At 73.0% G+C, this 22,559-nt stretch carries 23 protein-coding genes; 5 read left to right on the forward strand and 18 right to left on the reverse strand.

Features of this window, described 5'->3' with window-relative positions:
* Position 1 precedes the first annotated feature (1 nt).
* The 5 genes from obgE to AOM05_RS14490 all read right to left on the reverse strand — a co-directional run bounded on the left by obgE (position 2) and on the right by AOM05_RS14490 (position 5,551).
* The gene (obgE, locus tag AOM05_RS08745) at positions 2 to 1,528 is read right to left on the reverse strand and encodes a GTPase ObgE (protein WP_062521330.1); all 1,527 of its coding nucleotides are present in this window, start codon (positions 1,526 to 1,528) and stop codon (positions 2 to 4) included.
* A gap of 133 nt (positions 1,529 to 1,661) precedes the next feature.
* Positions 1,662 to 1,913 (reverse strand): 50S ribosomal protein L27, encoded by a 252-nt coding sequence (rpmA, locus tag AOM05_RS08750; RefSeq protein WP_062288851.1) that lies wholly within the window; start codon positions 1,911 to 1,913, stop codon positions 1,662 to 1,664.
* A gap of 14 nt (positions 1,914 to 1,927) precedes the next feature.
* The gene (gene rplU, locus AOM05_RS08755) at positions 1,928 to 2,236 is read right to left on the reverse strand and encodes a 50S ribosomal protein L21 (RefSeq protein ID WP_062288849.1); all 309 of its coding nucleotides are present in this window, start codon (positions 2,234 to 2,236) and stop codon (positions 1,928 to 1,930) included.
* Between the two features lie 313 nt (positions 2,237 to 2,549).
* A complete protein-coding gene (locus tag AOM05_RS08760; protein WP_062521332.1) occupies positions 2,550 to 3,044 on the reverse strand; it encodes a hypothetical protein in 495 nt (164 codons plus the stop codon).
* Entirely contained in the window at positions 3,041 to 5,551 is a 2,511-nt protein-coding gene (locus AOM05_RS14490; protein WP_062521334.1) for an Rne/Rng family ribonuclease, read from the reverse strand. The genes AOM05_RS08760 and AOM05_RS14490 overlap by 4 nt, the downstream gene beginning before the upstream one ends.
* A gap of 433 nt (positions 5,552 to 5,984) precedes the next feature.
* Between AOM05_RS14490 and AOM05_RS08770 the strand changes: the two genes are divergently transcribed.
* The 5 genes from AOM05_RS08770 to AOM05_RS08790 are packed head-to-tail and all read left to right on the forward strand — an operon-like array spanning position 5,985 to position 13,359.
* The gene (locus AOM05_RS08770) at positions 5,985 to 7,457 is read left to right on the forward strand and encodes a cytochrome ubiquinol oxidase subunit I (RefSeq protein WP_062521336.1); all 1,473 of its coding nucleotides are present in this window, start codon (positions 5,985 to 5,987) and stop codon (positions 7,455 to 7,457) included.
* A 13-nt stretch (positions 7,458 to 7,470) separates the two neighbouring features.
* A complete protein-coding gene (gene cydB, locus AOM05_RS08775; RefSeq protein WP_062521338.1) occupies positions 7,471 to 8,508 on the forward strand; it encodes a cytochrome d ubiquinol oxidase subunit II in 1,038 nt (345 codons plus the stop codon).
* On the forward strand, positions 8,509 to 10,104 hold the full coding sequence (locus tag AOM05_RS08780) for an ABC transporter ATP-binding protein/permease (protein ID WP_062521340.1): 1,596 nt from the start codon (positions 8,509 to 8,511) through the stop codon (positions 10,102 to 10,104). It begins immediately after the preceding gene.
* Entirely contained in the window at positions 10,101 to 11,747 is a 1,647-nt protein-coding gene (gene cydC, locus AOM05_RS08785; protein WP_228373241.1) for a thiol reductant ABC exporter subunit CydC, read from the forward strand. Before AOM05_RS08780 ends, cydC begins: the two co-directional genes overlap by 4 nt.
* A gap of 19 nt (positions 11,748 to 11,766) precedes the next feature.
* Complete coding sequence (locus AOM05_RS08790; protein WP_062521342.1) at positions 11,767 to 13,359, forward strand: GAF domain-containing sensor histidine kinase; 1,593 nt, start codon at positions 11,767 to 11,769, stop codon at positions 13,357 to 13,359.
* Positions 13,360 to 13,405: 46 nt separating this feature from the next.
* Here the strand turns inward: AOM05_RS08790 and AOM05_RS08795 are convergent, their stop codons facing one another.
* The 13 genes from AOM05_RS08795 to AOM05_RS08855 all read right to left on the reverse strand — a co-directional run bounded on the left by AOM05_RS08795 (position 13,406) and on the right by AOM05_RS08855 (position 22,512).
* Positions 13,406 to 14,023 (reverse strand): response regulator, encoded by a 618-nt coding sequence (locus AOM05_RS08795; protein ID WP_062521344.1) that lies wholly within the window; start codon positions 14,021 to 14,023, stop codon positions 13,406 to 13,408.
* Between the two features lie 69 nt (positions 14,024 to 14,092).
* The gene (gene mutM, locus AOM05_RS14225; RefSeq protein WP_062521346.1) at positions 14,093 to 15,013 is read right to left on the reverse strand and encodes a bifunctional DNA-formamidopyrimidine glycosylase/DNA-(apurinic or apyrimidinic site) lyase; all 921 of its coding nucleotides are present in this window, start codon (positions 15,011 to 15,013) and stop codon (positions 14,093 to 14,095) included.
* Positions 15,014 to 15,043: 30 nt separating this feature from the next.
* Complete coding sequence (rnc, locus tag AOM05_RS14230; RefSeq protein WP_062521347.1) at positions 15,044 to 15,739, reverse strand: ribonuclease III; 696 nt, start codon at positions 15,737 to 15,739, stop codon at positions 15,044 to 15,046.
* 29 nt (positions 15,740 to 15,768) lie between these two features.
* On the reverse strand, positions 15,769 to 15,963 hold the full coding sequence (gene rpmF / locus AOM05_RS08810; protein ID WP_042216516.1) for a 50S ribosomal protein L32: 195 nt from the start codon (positions 15,961 to 15,963) through the stop codon (positions 15,769 to 15,771).
* Positions 15,964 to 15,965: 2 nt separating this feature from the next.
* Positions 15,966 to 16,523, reverse strand: coding sequence for a YceD family protein (locus tag AOM05_RS08815; RefSeq protein WP_062521520.1), 558 nt, complete (start codon positions 16,521 to 16,523; stop codon positions 15,966 to 15,968).
* Between the two features lie 158 nt (positions 16,524 to 16,681).
* On the reverse strand, positions 16,682 to 17,167 hold the full coding sequence (coaD, locus tag AOM05_RS08820; RefSeq protein ID WP_062521349.1) for a pantetheine-phosphate adenylyltransferase: 486 nt from the start codon (positions 17,165 to 17,167) through the stop codon (positions 16,682 to 16,684).
* Positions 17,164 to 17,757 carry a 16S rRNA (guanine(966)-N(2))-methyltransferase RsmD gene (rsmD, locus tag AOM05_RS08825; RefSeq protein WP_062521350.1) on the reverse strand — a complete coding sequence of 198 codons (594 nt, stop codon included), beginning with the start codon at positions 17,755 to 17,757 and terminating at the stop codon, positions 17,164 to 17,166. Before rsmD ends, coaD begins: the two co-directional genes overlap by 4 nt.
* A 45-nt stretch (positions 17,758 to 17,802) precedes the next feature.
* The gene (locus AOM05_RS08830) at positions 17,803 to 18,621 is read right to left on the reverse strand and encodes a hypothetical protein (RefSeq protein WP_062521351.1); all 819 of its coding nucleotides are present in this window, start codon (positions 18,619 to 18,621) and stop codon (positions 17,803 to 17,805) included.
* Between the two features lie 3 nt (positions 18,622 to 18,624).
* Positions 18,625 to 19,161: a signal peptidase I gene (locus AOM05_RS08835; RefSeq protein WP_062521353.1), complete on the reverse strand. Its 537-nt coding sequence runs from the start codon at positions 19,159 to 19,161 to the stop codon at positions 18,625 to 18,627.
* Between the two features lie 42 nt (positions 19,162 to 19,203).
* Positions 19,204 to 19,830, reverse strand: coding sequence for a hypothetical protein (locus AOM05_RS08840; protein WP_062521355.1), 627 nt, complete (start codon positions 19,828 to 19,830; stop codon positions 19,204 to 19,206).
* 237 nt (positions 19,831 to 20,067) lie between these two features.
* Positions 20,068 to 21,312 carry an AGE family epimerase/isomerase gene (locus AOM05_RS08845; protein WP_062521356.1) on the reverse strand — a complete coding sequence of 415 codons (1,245 nt, stop codon included), beginning with the start codon at positions 21,310 to 21,312 and terminating at the stop codon, positions 20,068 to 20,070.
* Between the two features lie 67 nt (positions 21,313 to 21,379).
* The gene (locus tag AOM05_RS08850; protein WP_062521357.1) at positions 21,380 to 21,907 is read right to left on the reverse strand and encodes a YpsA SLOG family protein; all 528 of its coding nucleotides are present in this window, start codon (positions 21,905 to 21,907) and stop codon (positions 21,380 to 21,382) included.
* Positions 21,904 to 22,512 (reverse strand): TetR/AcrR family transcriptional regulator, encoded by a 609-nt coding sequence (locus AOM05_RS08855; protein ID WP_062521359.1) that lies wholly within the window; start codon positions 22,510 to 22,512, stop codon positions 21,904 to 21,906. The genes AOM05_RS08850 and AOM05_RS08855 overlap by 4 nt, the downstream gene beginning before the upstream one ends.
* Between the last annotated feature and the right edge of the window lie 47 nt (positions 22,513 to 22,559).

Consider the following 22,559-nt stretch of genomic DNA (forward strand, 5'->3'; position numbering starts at 1 on the left):
GCTACTCGTCGTCCTGGGAGGGATCGGTCCAGTGACCGGCGTCGCGCTCGGTCCACAGCTCCTTGCGGGCCTCGGCGCGGGCGTCCATGCGCTCCTTGAACTGCTCGCGCTTCTCGGCGCGCGTGGCGCGGTGGTGACGCTCGTGCTGCTCGATGCGCAGGTCCGAGCCGCGCTGGCCCAGCAGCTCGGCGCCCGCCATCATGGTGGGCTCCCAGTCGAACATGATGCCGCCCTGACGCGGACCGATCACGACCTCGCAGCCGGGGGTCGCGCCGGCCTTGAACAGCGCCTCCTCGACGCCGGCCTTCGCGAGCCGGTCGGCGAGGTAGCCGACGGCCTCGTCGTTGGCGAAGTTGGTCTGCTTGACCCAGCGCTCCACCTTGGCGCCGCGCACCTGGTAGTAGTCCTCGGCGCCGTCGCGCACATGGGTGACGGTGAAGCCCGAGTCGTCGACCGACTTGGGCCGGATGACCACGGGTGCCTTCTCCAGCACCGGCACCTTGGCGCGCTCCTCCTCGACCATCTTCGCCAGCGCGAAGCCGAGCTCGCGCAGGCCCTCGTGGCTGACGGCGCTCACCTCGAAGATCGGCATCCCGCGCTCCTCGAGCTCGGGCCGCACGATCTCGGCGAGGTCCTTGCCGTCGGGGATGTCGATCTTGTTGAGGATCACGATCTGGGGGCGCTCGGCGAGCGGCACGCCGCTGATCGCCTCGTCGCCCGAGTACGCGCGCAGCTCCTTGGAGATGATGTCGAGGTCGCGCAGCGGGTCACGGTCGGTCTCGAGCGTCGCGGTGTCGAGCACGTGCGCGATCACGGAGCAGCGCTCGATGTGGCGCAGGAAGTCGTGACCCAGGCCCCTGCCCTCGGACGCGCCCTCGATGAGGCCGGGGACGTCCGCGATGGTGAACTTGGTGCCGCCGGCCTCGACCACGCCCAGGTTGGGGACCAGCGTGGTGAACGGGTAGTCGGCGATCTTGGGGCGCACGCGGCTCATCGCGGCGATGATCGAGGACTTGCCGGCGGACGGGAAGCCCACCAGCGCGACGTCCGCGATGGACTTGAGCTCGAGGATCACGGACGCCTCGCCGCCCGGCTCGCCGAGCAGCGCGAAGCCGGGGGCCTTGCGCTTCTGGGTCGCGAGCGCGGCGTTGCCCAGGCCGCCGCGGCCGCCCTGCGCGATGACGAACTCGGCGCCCTCGCCCACCAGGTCGGCGAGGAACTCGCCCTCGCGCGTCTTGACGATGGTGCCGTTCGGCACGCCCAGGCGCAGGTCGGCGGCGTTGGCGCCGTGACGCATGTCGCCCGCGCCCTGCCTGCCGTTCTCGGCGGTGCGGTGGGGCGCGTGGTGGTAGTCGAGCAGCGTGGTGACCTGCGGGTCCACCACGAGGATGACCGAACCGCCGCGGCCTCCGTTGCCGCCGTCGGGGCCGCCGAGCGGCTTGAACTTCTCGCGGTGCACGGAGGCGACGCCGTGGCCACCGTTGCCCGCCGTGACGTGCAGGGTCACGCGGTCGACGAACGATGCCATGGGTGCCTCCTGGTGGCGGCCGGGACGGACGATGCGCGGGGAGGTCTCCCCCGCATCGTCCCCAGCCTAGATATGAGTCAGGGGCGTCGCCTTGCGGCGCCGCCCCTGACTGGAAAAGCTTGTGTGCGAGTGCTTACGCCTCGACGATGTCGATCACGCGACGGCCACGACGCTGACCGAACTGGACCGAACCGGCGGCCAGCGCGAACAGGGTGTCGTCCTTGCCGCGGCCGACGTTGTTGCCCGGGTGGAAGTGGGTGCCACGCTGGCGGACGATGATCTCGCCCGCGTTGACGACCTCGCCGCCGAAGCGCTTCACGCCCAGGTACTGGGGGTTCGAGTCGCGACCGTTGCGCGAGGAGCTCGCGCCCTTCTTGTGTGCCATGAGTGTCTCCTCGCTTACTTGATGCCGGTGACCTTGAGGCGCGTCAGGTCCTGACGGTGACCGATGCGCTTCTTGTAACCAGTCTTGTTCTTGTACTTGAGGATGGTGATCTTCGGGCCGCGCTCGTCGCGCACGACCTCGGCGGTCACCTTCACCTTGGAGAGCGCCTTCGCGTCGGAGGTGACCTTGTCACCGTCGACGAGCAGCACCGGAGCGAGCTCGACGGTCGAACCGGCGTCTGCCTTCAGACGGTCGACCACGACGATGTCGCCAACGGAGACCTTCTCCTGGCGGCCACCGGCCTTCACAATCGCGTACACCATGATTTTTCCTCGTGAAACTCGTTGTTGTACCCCGCGAGGGGGTCAGATTCCTGCCGCAGCCGCTCCCGATGAGGGCGCAGGCAGGGCCTCAGCGCTTGGCGCGCCGACGTACAAATGTACCCGCTCGACCGGCCCGGGGTCAAACCGGGCGTGTCGCCCGCGACCGGGGTCGGGACGCCCCGTCCGACACTCCGGACGGATCTCACCGCGACACCCCGAGGGAACGGGGTACCTGGAGGATTCTACCCCGCATGTCGGGATCGGATCGGTCGCCGGTGTCCCGGCGCCGGGAGGGGACGATGCGGCGGCCGGGTCAGGCGCGACCGCTCGCCGCGCGCGCCTCGACGGCGGCCGCCCAGCGGGTCATGGTCCGGTCGAGCGCGCGCTGCAGCGACCGCTCGGTGCGCGAGCGTGAGGCGCGCTGGATCCAGCGGCTGAGCCCGTCCTGCGCGGTGAGCTCGGCGCGCACCGTCCAGGCGACGCCGATCCTCCCGTCCTCGCCCGGCGCGTCCTCCACCACCGTCGTGACGGTCTGCCGGAGGTAGTCGCTGCTCACGGAGCGCGTCACCACCGGATCCGCGGACTCCAAGGTGCTGCTGAAGCGCTGCCGGAACGGTCCCGTGCGCGCGACCTGCGTCCACGTGTGCGGCATCCCGGGCGCGGACTCGACGACGTCCGCGAACTCGACGCCCATCGCCTCGCCCTGGAACGCCAGGTCGAGCTCCGCGGCGAGCACCTGGTCGCGAGACGCGTCGAGGCGCGCCGTGCGGCGCGCCTCGATCACGATCCAGCCGTCGGGGACGGTCACCGCTGCTCGGACTCCTCCGAGGACCCGGCGACGTCGGCGCCCGCGGCGACCGGCGCATCGTCCCCAGGCTCGGGCAGCACGATCGGGACCTCGATGTGCTTCTCGGCGTCGCCGGCGTCGGTCACGACGTCGTCGTGGTCCTCGTGGTGGTGCGCCTTCTCGGCCGCGGCCGCGATGGACGCGAGCGTCGCCTTGACGGCGGCACGTGCCTCCTCGCGGTCGTCGAGCGCGTGGGTCTCGCCCTGCGACGGGGCGTGCGCGTGCGCGTCCTTCTCCGCCTGGGGCTTGTCCTGCGCCTGCGGCTTCTGCTGCGGCTGGCCCGACTGCTGCCCGCCCTGCTGCTTCTGCTGCGGCTGCTGGTTCTGCTGGCCGCCGCGCGAGCCGCGCGAGCGACGGGTCTCGGGCTGCTTCTCGCTCGCCTCGGCCACGGGCTCGCCGTGGACCAGGAAGCCGCGGCCCTTGCAGTGCTCGCAGGTCTCGGAGAACGCCTCGACCAGGCCCTGGCCCACGCGCTTGCGGGTCATCTGGACCAGGCCCAGCGAGGTGACCTCGGCCACCTGGTGCTTGGTGCGGTCGCGGCCTAGGCACTCGATCAGGCGGCGCAGCACGCGGTCGCGGTTGGCCTCGAGCAGCATGTCGACGAAGTCGATGACGATGATGCCGCCGATGTCGCGCAGCCTCAGCTGGCGGACGATCTCCTCCGCGGCCTCGAGGTTGTTGAGCGTCATCGTCTCCTCGAGCGTGCCGCCCTTGCCGACGAACTTGCCCGTGTTGACGTCGATGACCGTCATCGCCTCGGTGCGGTCGATGACCAGCGAGCCGCCGGAGGGCAGCCAGACCTTGCGGTCCATGCCCTTCGCGAGCTGCTCGTCGATGCGCGACTCCGCGAACACGTCGCGGTCGCCGGTGAACTTGTGCAGGCGCGGCATGAGGTCGGGGGCGACCTGGCCCACGTACATCGACAGCGAGTTCCACGTGTCGTCGCCCTGGATGGTGAGCGAGTCGAAGTCCTCGTTGAAGATGTCGCGGACCACGCGGATGGCCATGTCGGGCTCGCCGCGCAGCAGCTTGGGCGCCTTGGTGCCGGGCTTGGACTCGTCGAGGATGGTCTGCCACTGGCGCTTGAGACGCTCGACGTCGGCGCGCAGCTCCTCCTCCGAGGCGCCTTCGGCGGCGGTGCGCACGATCACGCCCGCGTCCGACGGGATGACCTCGCGCAGCAGCTTCTTGAGGCGGTTGCGCTCGGTGTCGGGCAGCTTGCGGGAGATGCCGGTGACGCCGCCGCCGGGCACGTAGACCAGGAAGCGACCCGCGAGCGAGATCTGCGACGTGACGCGCGCACCCTTGTGGCCGATCGGGTCCTTGGTGACCTGCACCATGACCGTGTCGCCCGGCTTGAGCGCGAGCTCGATGCGCTTGGCCTTGCCCTCGAGGCCCGCGGCGTCCCAGTTGACCTCGCCGGCGTACAGCACGGCGTTGCGGCCGCGGCCGATGTCGACGAACGCGGCCTCCATGCCGGGCAGCACGTTCTGGATGCGGCCCAGGTACACGTTGCCGGCCATCGACTGCTGCGCCTGGTGGGAGACGTAGTGCTCGACCAGGACGTCGTCCTCGAGCACGGCGATCTGCACGCGGTGGTCCTTCTCGCGCACCACCATCGAGCGCTTGACGGACTCGCGGCGCGCGAGGAACTCGGCCTCGGAGATCACGGGGCGGCGGCGCTGGCCGTCGCGCGAGTCGCGGCGGCGCTGACGCTTCGCCTGGAGTCGCGTGGAGCCCTGGAGCTGGTCGTCGCCGGGGGACGATGCGGGGGTCGAGCCACCGCCCGAACGGGAGCCGCGCGAACGGCGGCGGCGGCGACGGGTGCCGCCCTCGCCCTCGCCGTCCTCGGCGGAGTCGTCGCCCTCCGGCGCGTCCGCGTCGTCTGCGGAGGAGTCGTCGGCGCCCTCGGGCGCCTCGTCCTGGTCGTCGGCGCCGTCGGCACCGTCCGTCGGTCGCTTCTTGCCGCGGCCACGGCCGCCACGGCGACGGCGGCGGCGCGGGCCGGTGCCGTCGGAGTCGTCCGAGTCGTCGCCGTCGACATCCTGCGCCTGGTCGGCGGGCTCGTCGGCGTCGGGCTGCACGGGTGCCTCGGCCTCGGCGGGCGCGGAGGTCCTGCCGTCCGAGCTCGCGCGGCGGCGCCGCGGCTTGGCGGGCGCCTCATCCTCGGTGGCGGCCTCGACCGTCTCCGCGGCCGCGTCCTCGGCGGGCTTGGCCTTCTTCTTGCCGGTGCCCTTGCCGCTCGAGCGCTTGCGCTTGGGAGCCTCGTCGGCGGGACGCTCGTCCGCGGCGGCGGGCGCCGCGGGGGCGGCGAACGGCGAGGCGGACGGAGCCGTGGTAGCGGGCGGGGCCGCGGCGGCCGGCGGGCCGGCGGGTGCCGAGGCGCGGCGCGACCGGGTGGGCTCAGGCGCCTGGAAGATCGGGGCGGAGACGGTGCTCTCGGGTGCGGTGGTGCTTTCCTCGCTCAACGCGGGTACCTCGAATCGGGACCCCCCACACGGGGTCCCGACCTCATCGTCGTTCGCGGCTCACGAATCGTGGCCACGGAAGTCTGCTGGTCGCGGCGGACAGCGGCGATCTCGAGCGCCCATCCCCGTTTTCTCCGCGTGCGGCCTGTAGACCTGCGGGATCTGGCGGGACTGGCAGCTACGTCCTCGCTGCGTCTGTCGCGCGGTGGGCACCCGGTGTGGCTGGGCGCCTGACCTACGGGCCATTGTGTCACAGGCGCCCAGGAAAGCGGGAAACCGCCGCCCGTGTCGGCTGACCGGGTTCCCGCCAGGGCGGGATCGACATCGCTGGTCCGCGGCCCATCGCAGACCTCCGCGGGACCAAGGTCCTGGTGCGCGAAATCGCGCCCACGACTAGTTTTTCCCCTAAGAGAACACAGGAGGTCCCCGTCCCATGGAAGCTCTCGAGCTTGCACGGTGGCAGTTCGGTATCACCACCGTCTACCACTTCGTCCTAGTCCCGCTCACCATCGGCCTGTCGATGCTGGTCGCGATCATGCAGACCGCATGGGTGCGCACCGGCAACGAGAAGTGGCTGCGTCTCACCAAGTTCTACGGGAAGCTGCTGCTCATCAACTTCGCGCTCGGCGTCGCCACCGGCATCGTGCAGGAGTTCCAGTTCGGCATGAACTGGTCCGAGTACTCGCGCTTCGTGGGCGACGTCTTCGGCGCCCCGCTCGCGATGGAGGCCCTGCTCGCGTTCTTCCTCGAGTCGACGTTCCTGGGCCTGTGGATCTTCGGGTGGGACCGCCTGCCCAAGAAGGTCCACCTCGCCACCGTGTGGGCGTTCTCGATCGGCTCCCTGCTGTCGGCGTACTTCATCATCGCGGCCAACTCCTGGATGCAGCACCCGGTGGGTGCCGAGTACAACCCCGAGACCGGCCGCGCCGAGATGAACGACATCTGGGCGGTCCTCACCAACAACACCACCCTGGTCGCGTTCCCGCACGTCATCGCGACCGCGTTCCTGGTGGCAGGCACCTTCGTCGCGGGCATCGCGGTGTACTGGATGGTGCGCCGCCACCGTGAGGACCCCGCGCACAAGGACCTCGCGATGTACCGCACCGCCGCGCGCTTCGGCGCCGGCGTGATGATCCTCGCGGGTGTCGCCGTCATCATCACGGGCGACATCCAGGCCAAGCTCATGTTCCAGCAGCAGCCCATCAAGATGGCGGCCGCGGAGGGCCTCGTCGAGACCGAGCAGCCCGCACCGTTCTCGCTGCTCGCGATCGGCAACCTCGCGGGCGACGACCCGTCCTCGGTCAAGCACATCCTCGAGATCCCCGGCCTCACCTCCTACCTCGCGACCGGCGACTGGAACGCCGAGGTCCCCGGGCTCGACGACCTGCAGGAGCAGTACGCGGAGCGCTATGGCGCGACCACGCCCGACGGCGAGGAGATCGAGTACCGCCCCAACCTCGCGGTCACGTACTGGACCTTCCGCCTCATGATCGGCCTCGCGGCGTTCTCCGCGGCGCTTGCCCTCGCGGTGCTGTGGTTCACGCGCAAGAAGGGGGTGGTGACGCAGGGCTGGATGAAGACCCTCGCGCTCGTGTCGCTGCCCATGCCGTTCCTCGCGGCCAGCTTCGGCTGGATCTTCACGGAGATGGGCCGCCAGCCGTTCGTGGTGGCGCCCAACCCGACGGGATCGGACCAGGTCATGCTCATGACCCTGTTCGGCTACTCGACCTCCGTGAGCGCGGGCGAGGTGCTCACCTCCATGATCACGTTCACCCTGGTCTACGCGACGCTCGCCGTCTTCTGGTTCCGCCTCATGCAGCGATACGCGGTCGAGGGCGCCCCCGTGGTCGAGGAGCCGGTGGTCCGCAAGGACGACGACCAGTCCCCGCTGTCCTTCGCGTACTAAGGAGTCCCCGCTCATGGAACTCGCAGATTTCTGGTTCATCCTCATCGCGGTCCTGTGGACCGGCTACCTGGTGCTCGAGGGCTTCGACTTCGGCGTCGGCATGCTCATGCCCATCATCGGCAGGTCCAACAAGGGCCGCCGCGTGGTGCTCAACACCATCGGCCCCGTGTGGGACGGCAACGAGGTGTGGCTGCTCACCGCGGGCGGCGCCACCTTCGCGGCGTTCCCCGAGTGGTACGCCACCATGTTCTCCGGCTTCTACCTGCCGCTGCTGCTCATCCTGGTCGCGCTGATCGTCCGCGCGGTCGCGATCGAGTACCGCGGCAAGATCAACGACCAGACCTGGCGCACCCGCTGGGACTACGTGATCATCGGCTCCGCCTGGGTGCCGTCGATCCTGTGGGGCGTCGCGTTCGCCAACCTGGTCCGCGGCGTCAACCTCGACGCCGACCACCAGTACGTGGGCGACTTCTTCGACCTGCTCAGCCCGTTCGCCGTGCTGGGCGGGCTGGTCACGCTCACCATCTTCCTGTCGCACGGAGCGATCTTCCTGTCGCTCAAGACCGACGGCGAGATCCGTGAGCGCGCCGAGGCCTTCGCCCGCAAGGCGTCCGTCGCCGCGATCGTGGTCGCCGGCGTGTGGGCGGTGTGGGCGCAGCTGGCCTACTCGCGCAACACCTGGACGTGGGGCGCCGTGGTGCTCGCCGCCGTCGCGCTCGTGGGCGCCTGGTTCGCGACCGTCAAGGGCCGCTTCGGGTGGGCCTTCGTCGCCAACGCCGTCGCGATCGTCGGCGCGGTGGTGCTGATCTTCGGCTCGATGTACCCCAACGTCATGCCGGCCATCGACCCCGCCAACTCGCTCACGGTCGACAACGCCTCCTCGACGGACTACACGCTCACGGTGATGACGTGGGTGGCGGTCGTGATGACGCCGATCGTGCTCCTCTACCAGGCGTGGACCTACTGGGTGTTCCGCAAGCGCCTGTCGATGGAGCACATCCCCGAGCACAGCGAGCTGACCTTCTTCCCCAAGAGGAAGACGAACGCCTAGATGAAGCCCCTCGATCCGCGGCTCGTCCGCCGGATCGGCCCGGCCCGCCGCCACATCCTCGTGACGGCGGGCCTGGGCTTTGTCACGGCCCTGCTCATCCTGGTGCAGGCCCTCGTCATCGCCCGGCTCCTCGCGCCGATCCTCTCCCCCGTCCCCCTCGCCGACGACGGCCTCCACTGGTGGGGTCGCATCGTCCCCGAGGGCGCGCGCACCCTCGCGACGGGCCTGACCGTCCTGGGCGTCGTGGTGGCCGCTCGTGCCGCCGTCGCCTGGCTCCAGGAGCGGCTCGCGCACCGCGCGGGCGTCCAGGTGATCTCCCAGCTGCGCGAGATGGTGGTCGAGCACGTCGCCACCCGCGGCCCGCGCTGGTCCGCCGGCGGCCGTACCGCCGAGGTCGCGACGCTCGTGACGCGCGGCCTCGACGACCTCCTCCCCTACTTCGTGCGGTACCTGCCCCAGCTCGCCCTCGCGGTCACGGTGACGCCCGTGATGATCGTGGTGGTGCTGGGCCTGGACTGGCTGTCCGCCGTGATCGTGGTCGCGACCCTGCCGCTCGTGCCGGTGTTCATGATCCTCGTGGGCCTCGTGACGCAGGAGCGCTCCGCGAGGCACCTCGAGGCGATGCAGCGGCTGGGCGCCCGCACGCTCGACCTCATCGAGGGCCTGCCCACCCTCAAGGCGCTGGGACGCGAGCGCGGGCCGGCCGCGCGGGTGCGCGAGCTGGGCGAGGCGCAGCGCCGCGCCACCATGGGCTCGCTGCGCGTGGCGTTCCTGTCGGGCATGGTGCTCGAGCTGCTCACCACGCTCGCCGTCGCGATCGTCGCGGTGACCATGGGCTTCCGGCTGATCGACGGCCACATCGGGATCGAGACGGCCCTCGCGGTGCTGGTGCTCGCGCCCGAGGTCTACCTGCCGATCCGCAACGTCGGCACCCACTTCCACGCCTCGGCGGACGGCCTCGCCGCCGCCGACGCGGCGTTCTCGCTGCTCGACGAGGAGGACCCGGCCCGCTCCCGCGCCTCGCTGGGCCCGGCGCCCGACGCGCGCGGACGCGCCATCGCCGTCGAGGGGCTCGCGGTCGCGACCCCCGACGGCACCCGGCTCGCCCCCGGCGCCCTCACCTTCACCGCGGCGCCCGGCGCGATCACCGCGCTGCGCGGCCCCAACGGCGAGGGCAAGTCCACGGCGCTGCTCGCCCTCACCGGCCTCCTCGCGCCCGACGCGGGCAGCGTCGCCGTCGGCGACGTCACGGTCCAGCGGGACGATGCGGCGGTCGAGGAGACGTCCTGGCTCGCCCAGGTCGCGTGGGTGCCGCAGCGCCCCGACCTCGGCCCTGAGGGTCGCACGCTGTCCCTCGGGCAGCGTCAGCGGCGCGCGCTCGCCCGGGCCTTCGAGTCGGACCGCCCCGTGGTGCTGCTCGACGAGCCCACCTCCCACCTCGACCGGGCGTCCCGCGCCGAGGTGATCGCCGGGATGCGCGCGCTCGCCGACGCGGGCGCGACCGTGGTGGTCGCGACGCACGAGGCAGAGGTGCTCGCCGCCGCGGACGCCGTGGTCGACGTCACCGCGACCCGCGTCGAGGCGGTGGCCCCGTGAGGGGCGCGCGCCGGTCGGACCTCGCCGTCCTGCGCGACGCGATCCGCGACACCGGGGTGAGCCGGTGGGCGATCATCCGCGCCGTGCTCGCCGGCACCATGGCGCTCGGGTCCGCGGTGGGCCTGTCCGCCGTCGCCGCGTGGCTCATCGCGAAGGCGGCGCAGATGCCCTCCCCCGCGGACGTCGCGCTCGCCGCGACCATCGTGCGGTTCTTCGGCGTCTCGCGCGGCCTGTTCCGCTACCTCGAGCGGCTCGCGTCGCACGACGCGGCGCTGCGCGGCGTGGTGACCTTGCGCGAGCGGGCGTACGACCGGCTCGCGAGCTCCGGCGCGCGCACCGTGCTGGGGCTGCGACGCGGCGACATCGTGGCGCGCATGGGCGCGGACCTCGACGCGATCGGGGACGCGGTGGTGCGCGCGATCGTGCCGCTCGGCGTGGCCGCGACGGTGTCCGCGATCTCGGTCGCGATCGTCGCCGTGCTCCTGCCCGTCGCGGGGCTCGCGCTCGCCGCGTGCCTGCTCCTCGCGGGCGTGGTGCCCGCGATCCTCACGGCGCGCTCGGCGCGCATCGCCGCGGACGCCGGCGCGCGGGCCCAGGTCGAGGTGACGTCCGCATCGCTGTCAGCGATGGACGGCGCGGCCGAGCACCGCGTGTGGGGAACCGCCGCGGCCGCCGCCGCGACCCTCCGCGAGGCGGACAGGGACGCCGAGGACGCGCACGAGCTCGCCGCGCGCCCGGCCGCGTGGGCCGCCGGCTTCCAGGCGCTGTTCTCCGGCGTCGCGCTGGTGGCGCTGGTGGCGCTCGGCGTGCTCGCCGTCCAGAGCGGCGACCTCGACGGCCCCGCCGCCGCGGTGGTCGCGCTCCTGCCGCTCGCGGCCTTCGAGGCGGTCGGCGCGGTGCCGGCCGCGGTCATGCAGTACTTCCGCTCCGCCGCGGCCGCGCGCCGCCTCGCGGAGCTGTCCGACAGGGAGGCCGCCGACCCGGCGCCTGCCGTACGGGAGGTGCCCGCCGCATCGTCCCTCGCACTCGACGCGCTGAGCGTCGCCTGGCCCGGGATGGAGCCCACCCGCCCCGTCACGGGCGCCGTGGCGCCCGGGCAGGTGCTCGCCGTGGTGGGCCGCTCGGGCGTGGGCAAGACCACGCTGCTCACCACGCTCGCGGGCGCGCTGCCGCCCGCCGCGGGCACGGTGACGGCCGACGGCGCCCCCGCGTCCCCGGTCCACACCGGGACCACGGTCGCGATGACGGCCGAGGACGCGCACGTGTTCGGCACCACGGTGCTCGAGAACCTGCGCGTCGCGCGCGGCGACGTCACCGAGGAGCAGGCATGGGCGGCGCTCAAGGTGGTCGGGCTCGACGGGTGGGTGAGGGGGCTGCCGGCGGGGCTGGACACGGAGCTGGGGACGGGCGGACGCTCGGTCTCGGGCGGCGAGCGGCGGCGCCTGCTGCTCGCGCGGGCCGGCCTGGCCCCCGCTCCCGTGGTGCTGATCGACGAGCCCGCGGAGCACCTCGACGACGCGGGCGCGGACGCGCTGCGGGCGCTGGTGTCACGGATGCGCGCGGAGGGCCGTACGGTTGTCCTCGTCACGCATGACCTCAGCGTCCTGGACCTGGCGGATGCGGTGGTGAGCCTCGATGACTGAACCCCGGAAGGAGGCGCGCTTGTCCGACGCCATGACGGACGCGATCGTCTCGCTCAACCTCGAGCTGGACCTCGCCCACACGTTGGACCGCTTCCTCACGGCGCTCATCGAGCAGACGGGCGCCAAGTACGCCGCGATCAACGTGCTCGACGACGAGGGGATCAGCGTCGAGTTCCATTACCGGGGCATCGCCGAGGGCGTGTGGGCGCACATCAAGCGCGCGCCCAACGCCGTGGGCGTGCTCGGGCAGATCCCCGACGAGGGCACCCTGGTGCTCGCCGACCTCACGCAGCACCCCGCGTTCCAGGGGATGCCCAAGCACCACCCGCCCATGGGGTCCTTCCTGGGCACCGCGCTCAAGGTGCGCGGCACCGTGTTCGGGTACCTGTACCTCGCGAGCAAGCCGGGCGAGTTCACGGCGGACGACGAGGCCGCGGTCGAGGTGCTCGCCGCGGCCGCCTCGGTCGCCATCGACAACGCGCAGCTGTACGAGAAGGCCCTGGCGCGCGAGCGCTGGCTCACGGCCTCGCAGGACATCACCACCGCGCTGCTGGCGGACCCGGGCGACGAGGACGTGTTCGAGACCATCGTGGCCTCCGCGAAGGACCTCGCCGGCGCCGTGAACGTCGCGCTGGTGCTGCCGGGTGTCGACGGCACCTGGACCATGGAGATCACCGCCGGCCCGCAGTCGGGCGAGCTGCTGGGGCTCGAGCTGCCGCCCGAGGGACGCGCGATCGAGGTCATCGAGTCCGGGCTCGGCGTGATCTCCTCCGAGCCGCCGGGCAACACCGTGCTCGACGTGGTGCGGAGCTTCGGACCCACGCTCTACGCGCCGCTGAGCGCCGAGCACCGCCCCGTCGGGCTGCTCATGCTGTGGCGCGACCGGGGCATGGCGTCCTTCACCGCCGAGGACCTCGAGATCGCGCAGCGATTCGCGACCCAGGCGGCGATGGCGCTGTCCGTCGCCGAGCTGTCGCACGTGAAGAGCAAGACCACGCTGCTCGAGGAGCGTCAGCGCCTCGCGGACGACCTCCACGACTTCGTGTCGCAGGAGCTGTTCGCCACCGCGATGCAGATCGAGGCGATCACCCACGACGTCGAGCCGCGCCTCGCGGCCCGCCTCACCCGCACGCTCGACCACGTCAAGCGCGCGCAGCACGAGGTGCGCGGCGTGATGAGCTCCCTCGCGGGCCAGCGCACCGCCGAGCCCATCTCGGAGCGGATCCGCCGCGAGATGGTGATGGCGACGGACTCGATGGGCTTCGCGCCGCGCGTGCAGGTCGACTGGGGCGAGGTGTCGCACGCGATCGGCGGCGAGCCGTCCCTGTCCGACGACCTGGTCGCGGTGGTCCGCGAGATGCTCTCCAACGTCGCCCGCCACGCCGAGGCGACCAGCGTGTACATGGAGATCTCGGGCGCCGGCGGGCGCCTCGCGGTCACCGTGGTCGACGACGGCATCGGGCCGGGCGGCGCCACCAACCGTCACTCGGGCACGTCGAACCTGGCCAACCGCGCGCTGCGCCGCAACGGCACGTTCACGCTCGCGCCGTCGCGCCCCGGGTCCAGCCGTCCCGGCACCGTGGCCGAGTGGAACGTCGAGGCGGCGGGCTGAGCCGAGGCTAGGCGCGGAGGCTAGGCGCGGAGGCTAGCCGCGGAGGCTAGCCGCGGAAGCTGTGCGCGCGCTTGGCGGTCGCCCACGCGACCACCTGGGTGCGGCGCTGGAGGCCCATCTTCGCGAGCACGCTGGTGACGTGGTTCTTCACGGTCTTCTCCGCGATGCCCAGCTTCTCCGCGATCTCGCGGTTCGCGAGCCCGGCGCCCACGTGGTCGAGCACGCGGCGCTCCATGGGGGTGAGACGCGCGATGACGTCGTCCTCGTGGACGGAGATGTGCTGGCCGTGCTCGCGGCCCGAGGCGGCGTCGCGCACCGCCTGGAGGACCTCGGTGGAGCCGGCGGTCTTGGCGAGGAACACGTCCGCGCCGGCGTTGCGGGCGGCGGCGCGCGCCTCGTCGTCGTCGTAGCTGGTGAGCACCACCACGCGCGTCTCGGGCAGCTTGCCGCGCACGTGGTTGATGACGTCGAGGCCGGTGCCGTCCGGGAGGCGCAGGTCGGACAGGATCACCTGCGGCCGGACCGCCTCCGCGCGACGCACGGCCTGCGCGACCGTCGAGGCCTCCGCGACGACGGCGATGCCGTCCGCGCGCTCGAGGATGTCGCAGATGCCACGGCGGACGACCTCGTGGTCGTCGAGGACCAGCACGGTGATGTCAGACATAAGGGTGATGCTACAGCGGTCCCAGGACCCGGGTCCCGCTGGACGCGCGGGCGGGTCCCGGCGGCCCGGTCAGCGCGGCGTGCGAGGCGCCCACCGCCGCTGGCAGCGCGCGCACCAGTGGGTGGCGCGGCCCCCGACGGTCGCGCGCGACAGCGGCGTGCCGCAGCGCCCGCACGGCTCCCCCGCCCGCCCGTAGGCCTCGAGTGAGCGTGAGAAGTAGCCGGATTCGCCGTTGACGTTCACGTACAGCGCGTCGAAGGACGTGCCGCCCTGGTCGAGCGCGCGGCCCATGACCTCGCGGGCCGCGTCGAGAAGGGCGCGGGCGGACGATGCGGTGAGGACCTGGGCGGGACGCTCGGGGTGGACGCGGGCGCGCCACAGCGCCTCGTCGGCGTAGATGTTGCCGATGCCGCTCACCACGGTCTGGTCGAGGAGCACCTGCTTGACCCCGCGCGTGCCTCGCCGGAGCGCGCGGGCTGCCGCCGCCTCGTCCAGCCCCGGGTCCAGCGCGTCGCGGCCGATGTGCGCGACGGATGCGGGCAGCAGCGCGAGCGGCGTGCCCTCCCCGCCGGGACCGCCGTCGGGCGTGGGGACGAGCGGCTCGACGTGCAGGTAGCCGAACGTGCGCTGGTCGAGGAAGTCGAGGGTGAGCGCGGGGTCGGCGAGCGTGAGGCGCGCGCGGCAGTGGTGGTGCGGCTCGGGGGCGTCGACGTGGACGCGGAACTGGCCCGACATGCCCAGGTGGGCCGAGAGCGCGAGGAGGGGCGCATCGTCCCCCGCGCTGGGCGCCAGCTCCGCCCACAGGAACTTCCCGCGCCTCACCAGGCGCGACAGCGTGAGGCCGGTGACCTCGGCGGAGAACTCCGCGGGGCCGCCGGGCAGCAGCCGCACGCACGAGTCGCGGCGGATGTCGACGGCGGAGATGCGGGCGCCGGTGACCAGCGAGGCGAGTCCGCGCCGGACCGTCTCGACCTCGGGCAGCTCGGGCAACGGGGTGCTCCTGCGGCGAGGGGCGGGGCGTCAGGCCGCGGTGACGGCGGCGTAGGCCTCCGCGGCGGCGTCCTGCTCGGCGTGCTTCTTGGCGGTGCCGGTGCCGGAGCCCTTGGGCTCGCCGGCGATGAGGACGGTGGCGGTGAAGAGGCGCGCGTGGTCGGGTCCCTCGCCGGTGACCTCGTAGACGGGGCTGCCCAGGCCGCGCTCGGCGCAGGCCTCCTGGAGCGACGTCTTCCAGTCGAGCGCGACGCCGGACGTCGCGGCGGCCGCCAGGCTGGGTCCCACGAGGCGCAGGATCACCTCGCGCGCGGTGTCGATGCCGTGCGTGAGGTAGATGGCGCCCAGGACCGCCTCGAAGGCGTCGCAGAGGATCGAGTCCTTGTCGTTGCCGCCGGTGGCGCGCTCGCCCTTGCCCAGCAGGATGCAGGGGCCCAGGCCGATCTCGCGGGCGACCACGGAGAGCGCACGCTGCGACACGCAGGCGGCCCGCATCTTCGCGAGTTCGCCCTCGGGCAGGTCGGGGTGCGCGTGGTAAAGGCGATCCGTGACGACGATGCCGAGCACGGAGTCGCCCAGGAACTCCAGGCGCTCGTTCGTGGGGAGGCCGCCGGCCTCGTAAGCGAACGAGCGATGCGTGAGCGCGAGCACCAGCAGGTCGGGGTCCACGTGGACACCCAACCTGCTGATCAGGGCGTCAGCTGCCTGCTGCCCTGGGATGCTCATGCTCGCGTCACGCCGGGAGGCGTGGTGCCTCAGCCGGCGTGCTCGGTGCGCAGCGCCTCGACGTACTGACGCCCGTTGTAGGCGCCGCACGACGGGCACGCGGTGTGCTGCAGCTTGTCGGCCTTGCACTGGGGGCACGTCGAAAGGTTGGCAGCGGTCGTCTTCCACTGCGAGCGACGTGCACGCGTGTTGCTGCGCGACATCTTGCGCTTGGGAACAGCCACGGCTAACTCTCTTTCTCGTCGGTCAAACTCTGGAGTGCGGCCCACCTCGGGTCCAGCACCTCGTGCGCATGGTCCGGGTCGTCCGCGAGCCGCGCGCCACACTGGTCGCACAGCCCCGGGCAGTCCGGGCTGCACAGCGGCGTGAACGGGAGGCTCGTCACCACCGCGTCCCTCACCACCTCTTCGAGCACGAGGTTCTCACCGTCGAACTCGAAGACGTCCTCCGAGGTCTCGTCCTCGCCAGCGATGCGCGAGTCGGGGTACTCGAACAGTCCGTGGACCGGGGCGGCAATCTCTTGCCGCACCTGGTCCAGGCACCGTCCGCACTCCCCGATCGCCGTCCCGTTGACGGTTCCGGAGACCCAGATGCCCTCCTGCACGGATTCGAGGCTCAGGTCGAGCCGCACCTCCGCGCCTTCGGGCACTGCGATCAGATCGGTGCCGAGGACCGCGGGGGCCGGGAAGGCTTCGGAGACGAGCCTCTGCGCGCCCGGGCGCCGCACGATGTCTCGAACAGAGAAGGTGTACGGCGAGGGTGCAGGGCGTGAAGTGTGAGCCACACGCGCCTCCTGGTCGTTCCGGTCCGCGGGGACCTCGGCCTCGCCTGTCGGCAGGGCCAGCCCACAACTGTACGCGATGCGGGCGGATTCGGCCAACTCGCTCGGCGGGCCGTGTCGCCATCCTCGCACGCGCGCGAGGCCGGGCGGTGGCGAGGGGGTCAGCCGCGCTCGGCGGCCAGCGCTGCGGAGACCGCGTCGACCACGCCGTCCGGCACGTACCGGCCGATGGCCCCGCCGTGCCGCGCAACGTCCCGCACCAGGGAGGACGCGACGTGGCTGAGGGCGTTGTCGCCGGTGATGAAGACGGTCTCGATGCCGCTGAGCGAGCGGTTCATGAGCGCCATGGGCCGCTCGTAGTCGTAGTCGGCGCCGCCGCGCAGCCCCTTGACGATCACGCCCGCGCCGATCCCCTTGCAGAAGTCCACGAGCAGCCCCTCGACGGGGACCACCTCGACGCCCTCGAGCGGCTCGACGGCGCGGCGTGCGAGCGCCACGCGCGTGTCGAGGTCCAGCAGCGGGGTCTTGGTGGAGTTGTGGGCGACGGCCAGGACGACCCTCGAGAACATCGACCGCGCACGGGTCGCGATGTCGACGTGGCCCCACGTCACCGGGTCGAAGGTTCCGGGAAAGACGGCGGTGGTCATGCGTCGACGCTACCGCCGTCCGCATCCGCGTCCAATTCGGGTGCCGCGGCGCGCGCGTAGTGGATGGCCGTCTCGCCGTACGCCTTCGACGCGACCGCCTCGAGCGTGTCCGGCCACGGCGCGTCGCCCGCGCGGCTCGACCATTCGAGCACCACCAGGCCGCCCGGCGCGATCCGGTCGCCCGCGGCGGCCAGGACCTGCGCAAGCTCCGCCCGGGGGATGTCGTACGGCGGGTCCAGCAGGATCACGTCCCAGGGCTCCGCGTCGCGCGACAGGAACGGGCGCACCCGCTCCTTCACCACGGTGACGGCGCCGCCGGCGGACAGGTCGCGCGCGTTCGAGCGCAGCACCGCGGTCGCGCGGGCGTCGGCCTCGACCAGCGTCGCGTGCGCGGCACCCCGGCTGACCGCCTCGAAGCCCAGCGCCCCCGAGCCCGCGAACAGGTCGAGCACGCGCGCGCCGCGGAGGTGGTCGCCGTGGTCGAGGCGGCTGAACACGGCCTCCCGCACGCGGTCCGTGGTGGGGCGCGTGCCGCGCGGCGGCACCGCGAGCCGGCGGCCGCCCCAACGGCCGGCGATGATCCTGGTCACGCCACCAGCCTAGGGGGACGCGCGGAGGGACGATGCGGCGGTCGCCTACCCGCCCGCGCTGGCCGTGGTGGTGGGCGCGGGGGTCGACGCCGGGGTCGGGGACGGCGACGGGGAGCGCTCCGGGGAGGGTGCGGGCGACGGCGTCGGGGAGCTCGCGGGTGCGGACTCCTCGATGAAGGCGAGCGCGTCGGCGAGGTCCTCGCAGGTCGCGAGGTCGGCGGCCTCCCGCTCGGCGGAGCCGCGCACCCAGCGCGCCGTGTCGTCGGCCAGCTCCGGGTCGTCGGGCTCGCCGCGGAGCTCCTTGAGGTCCTCCCACGCACGCTCCGTGTCGGCGAGGCAGGCGCGGATCGCGGAGTCGTCGAGCGGGGACGGGGAGGACGGCTGCCCGGTGGTGGGGCCGGGCGCGGGCGTCGGGGCGGCGGTCGGGCCTGAGGCCGGGGTGCCGCCGGTCCCCTGCTGCCCCGGCGCGGACCCGGGGTCCGTCCCCGGGGACGCGGCGGGGTCCGGGGCGCCGCCCTCGCCACCGCCGAGGCCGTCGTCGTCGCCCGGGGCGACCGGCGCATCGTCCACCGTCACGCCGGTCGTCCCGGTGTCGACCGGCGGGATCGTGCCGCCCTCGCCGGCGTCCTCGAGGGCCGTGTACGCGGCGCCCCGCGCGGCGGCCTCCGCGCGCGACGGGCCCCCCGTGCCGTCGCGCGCGCCGTCCTCGCCCGCGGGCGCCCAGTCGCCCGCCTCGATCGCGATGGCGAACGCCGTCGAGTCGTTGAGGTGCGCGGAGGTGGTGGCGGCGAGCGCGGGCACGCCCAGCGCGGCCACCGCCGCGAGCGCGCCCGCGACCGCCGCCTTCCCCCTCGTGGACGTCATGGGTCAGCCTCCCGCTCGCTCGGGACGGGTCGCGGCGAGCGCGGGCTCGTCGGCGCCGTCCTCGTCGTCGGGATCGCGCATGAGGTACATGCCCGCGCAGGCGAGCAGCACCAGGCCGATGGGGATGAGGACCACCGGCCGGGAGACGGCCTCGAGCACCGCGCCGGCGCCGGGGACGGTGAGCGCGAGCACCAGGACGTCGCCCTGCGCGACGTACGGCTCCTGGTCCGCGGAGGCGTTCGCGTCCCCCTGCATGCCGACCAGCCGGTCCTCGCCCACCGGATCGATCCAGACGACGCGGTGCGTGACCAGGGACGTGCCGTCCGAGCTCGGGAGCGTGGCGATGTCCCCCACCTCGAGCTCGGACGCGCGGATGGGCCGGTCGATGATGAGGTCGCCCGCCGCGATCGCGGGCTCCATCGAACCGGAGACCACGATGAGGGGGCGGATCAGCCCCAGCGCGGTCGCGAGCCACACGAGCCCGAGGAGCACGCCGACGACGGCGCCGACCCAGAGGCCGGCACCGCCGACGGCGCGCATGACTCGCATGGTGATCGGGCGCCCTTCTTGCGCGGGCGTCCGCTAGCTGCCGTTCGAGGTGTCGAGCATGCCCGTCACCAGCAGGGAGACCCAGCCCTCGGAGTCGACGAACTCCTCGCTCCACTCCTTCGGGGCGCGGATCTTCACGATGAAGGAGCCCTCCTCGTCGGGTTCGAGCGCGAGGTACGGCTTGCCGACCAGGCCCACCTTGACGCCGTCGGAATGGTGCCACCGCGCGACGGAGGCCGAGGTCTCGAACATGGGCCCGCTGCCGGTGGGCTTGCCCGCGAGCACCTTCATGTCGGTGTCGCCGGCGTTGAGGACCGTCACCTTGACGTACTTGGTCTCGCCCGGGAGCAGCGCGCCGATGTCGCCGACGTCGATGGGCACGGCCTCGCCGAGCGCGCCCTCGTCGTACCAGGCGGACCCGGTCTCGGGGCAGGTGTCGATGACGTCGTCGAGGTCGATCGGGCCGTGACCCGGGTACCCGCCGAAGCGGGCCTGCGCCAGGGCGGCGTCCTCGACGGGCTCCTCGATCGCGGGGCCGCAGCCCTGCAGGTCGAAGTTGGCCGCGTAGGTGCGGATCTGGAAGCTGACCTGGTCGTTGAGGTTTGCGGACGTGATCGCCGCGCCGACACCCGCGAGCGCGAGTCCGGACAGTCCCAGCATGGCCAGGGCTCGACGGCCCCGGCGCGTGCGCGTGCGCGCAGAAGTGCTCACAGCACTCATGTGAATCCCCCTCGGTTGCCGGGCTGCATTGCCCGGTGGGGCAAGCCGCGACGGCCCGAGCGCCCCCTTGGTCCGATTCGGACGAATCAGACAATTCGGAACGTATCGAGCAGGGGGTGAGGCCGCAAACGGTGGCGTGAAGTCACCGCGCTGCCAGGGGGGACGCGAGGGACCCGATCAGTCCTCGATGCGGCGGAGCACCTCGAGGCACGCGCGGGCGTTGTGGTACGGGCACTTCCACGGCCCCATCTTGAGATCGCCGGTGCCGCCGCTCATGGGCCGGTTTTCCGCGTCGAGGCGCGCGAACCACTCGCCGTTGCGGTGGTCCTTGATGTGCGTCTCGATGAAGTCCCACGAGCGGATCGCGGCGCGCCTGTCCTCGGCACGGCCGCCGAGCTGGAACGCGTTGAGCCAGCCCACCACGCCCTCGGCCTGGGGCCACCAGTGGCGGTCCCGGTCGGTGGGGCCGTCGGGGGTGCCGGCGTAGAGCACGGCGCCGTCGGCGTCCACGCCCTCACGCCTGACCGCCTCCGCGAGCGCCAGGGACGCCTCGCGCGTGCGCCACTCGAGGTCGGCGTCCTCGACGCCGTGCGCCGCGAGCGCCTCCCACGCCTCCCACAGCAGCCACGAGGTCTCGATGTCGTGGCCGTAGGAGACGCCGTCGGAGGCGGGCTCCCAGCTCTCGTCGAAGTACAGAGCGCAGTGCGCGAACGGGGCGTCGCGCACGATGCAGTCGAGCGTGGTGCGCAGCAGTGTCTCGAGCGACTCCCGCACCGCGAGGTCCGCGGAGGCGCGCAAGAGCTCCGTCAGGGCCTCGAGCACGTGGAGGTTGGTGTTCATCGACTTGGGCACGTCCGGGTCGACGTCGGACAGAGCGAGCCGCGACGTGGGCGACCAGTCGCGCGCGAGCGCCTCGACGTAGCCGCCGTACTCGAGGTCGCGCGCGGTCGCGTCGAGCACGCCGGCGAGCCACAGCGCGCGCTCGAGCGCGTCGTCGTCGCCGGTCGCCCGTGCCCACGCCGCGAGCCCGTAGACCGTGAAGGCCTGCGCGTAGACCTGCTTGCGGTCATCGAGGACCGCGCCGTCCGCGTCGAGCGACCAGAAGACGCCGCCGTGCTGGACGTCCCACATGGGGCCCGTGAGCAGGTCGAACGCGCGCCGTGCGCTGGCGAGGTGCCGCTCGCGCTGCGCGGGCAGCGCCTGCGCGGCGGCGGAGAAGGTCCACAGGATCCGTGCGGCCAGCACCGCGTGGCGCGGCAGGTCGTCGAGGTAGTCGAGATCGTCGCTGACGCCGCCCCGGAGCGTGCCGTCGGGCGCGAAGGCGTGCGCCTCCCAGAACGGCAGGATCCCTTGGGACAGCTCGCGCTCCGCGAGATCGCGCAGGGCGGACAGCTGACGATCGGCGCTGATGGCTTCCGTCATAGCGAGAACTGTAAACGCTCCCACGCGGGACCTCGTCACCCCGCCCGGCCCGCGCATCGTCCCCCGGTCAGCGCGCGAAGGGGGTGAGCAGCGCGACCAGCAGCTCGCGCGCGGCGCCGCGGATGCCCGGCGCCTCCGACTCGCGCGGGCCTGCGACGTCGAGCGTGGGTGGCGTGCCGGGGACCTCGGCGAGCAGGCGCGCGACGGTGTCGCGCGCCGCCTTCTCCCCCTCGAGCGGGTGGGACAGCGAGATCGGCAGGATCGCGAGGGGCCGGCCCAGGCGCTCGGCCTCCCGCAGCGTGACGCCGGTGCCGGGGGACGATGCGCCCTCGGCCACGATCACGAGCACGGCTCCCGCTTCGCGCACGTTGAGCGCCGTGCGCTCGGCCGGGTCGGCGGACGGGGTCTCGCGCAGCAGCGGGTAGAGGCCGCGCACGCCGGGCGCCTCGGGGAGGTCCTCGGCCCAGCCGCCCGCCGGGCACCACCCGCCGTACTCGATCCCGAGCACCGCGGCCGCCTCGAGCGCGGCGCGGTCCACGCCGCTCTGCCCGCCGCACACCAGGCGGAGGCCGCGCGAGACGTCGAGATGCCTCACGCGGGGGCCTCGCCCAGGGCCAGGTACCGGTCGATCGTGGGCGCCACCAGGTCGAGCAGCTCGTCGCGCGGCATGGCGGCCACGCTCGGGATCTGGATCACGTACCGCGCGAACGCGAGCCCGAGCAGCTGCGACGCGGCGAGCGCGACGCCCGGAGAATCCGCGCCTCCAGGAGCGCGGCTCGCGACGCGCGCGAGCAGCACGCCGCGGAGCGATTCGAGCGCCTCGGGCGCCGTCATGGCGGTGCCGATCATCGCTCGGATGACGGCGAGGTTGTCCGGGTCCTCCCACAGGCCAAGATACGCGTCGATGGCCCGTCTCCCCTGGTCGGGCCCCCGCTGGTCGAGGACCGCGGACATCCGGGCGACTATCCCGGAGCCGTCCGCGACGGCCTGCGCGAACAGGGACGCCTTGTCGCCGAAGTAATGGCGGATGAGGGCGGGATCCACGCCTGCATCGTTGGCGATCGCGCGCAGCGATGCTCCCCGGAAGCCGCTGGTCGCGAAGGCCCGGAGCGCGGCGGCGAGGATCGCCTCGCGCGTCCCGCTGACTCCGGGGCGACGCCCAGCGGAGCGCACCGCACGCGCGACCCGGTCTCCAGCCATGACGCCAGCCTAATGCGCCGCCCCCGGGAACTCCTCACTTGTGGAAT

It is taken from the genome of Demequina silvatica (assembly GCF_000971215.1).
Classification (GTDB): Bacteria; Actinomycetota; Actinomycetes; order Actinomycetales; family Demequinaceae; genus Demequina; species Demequina silvatica.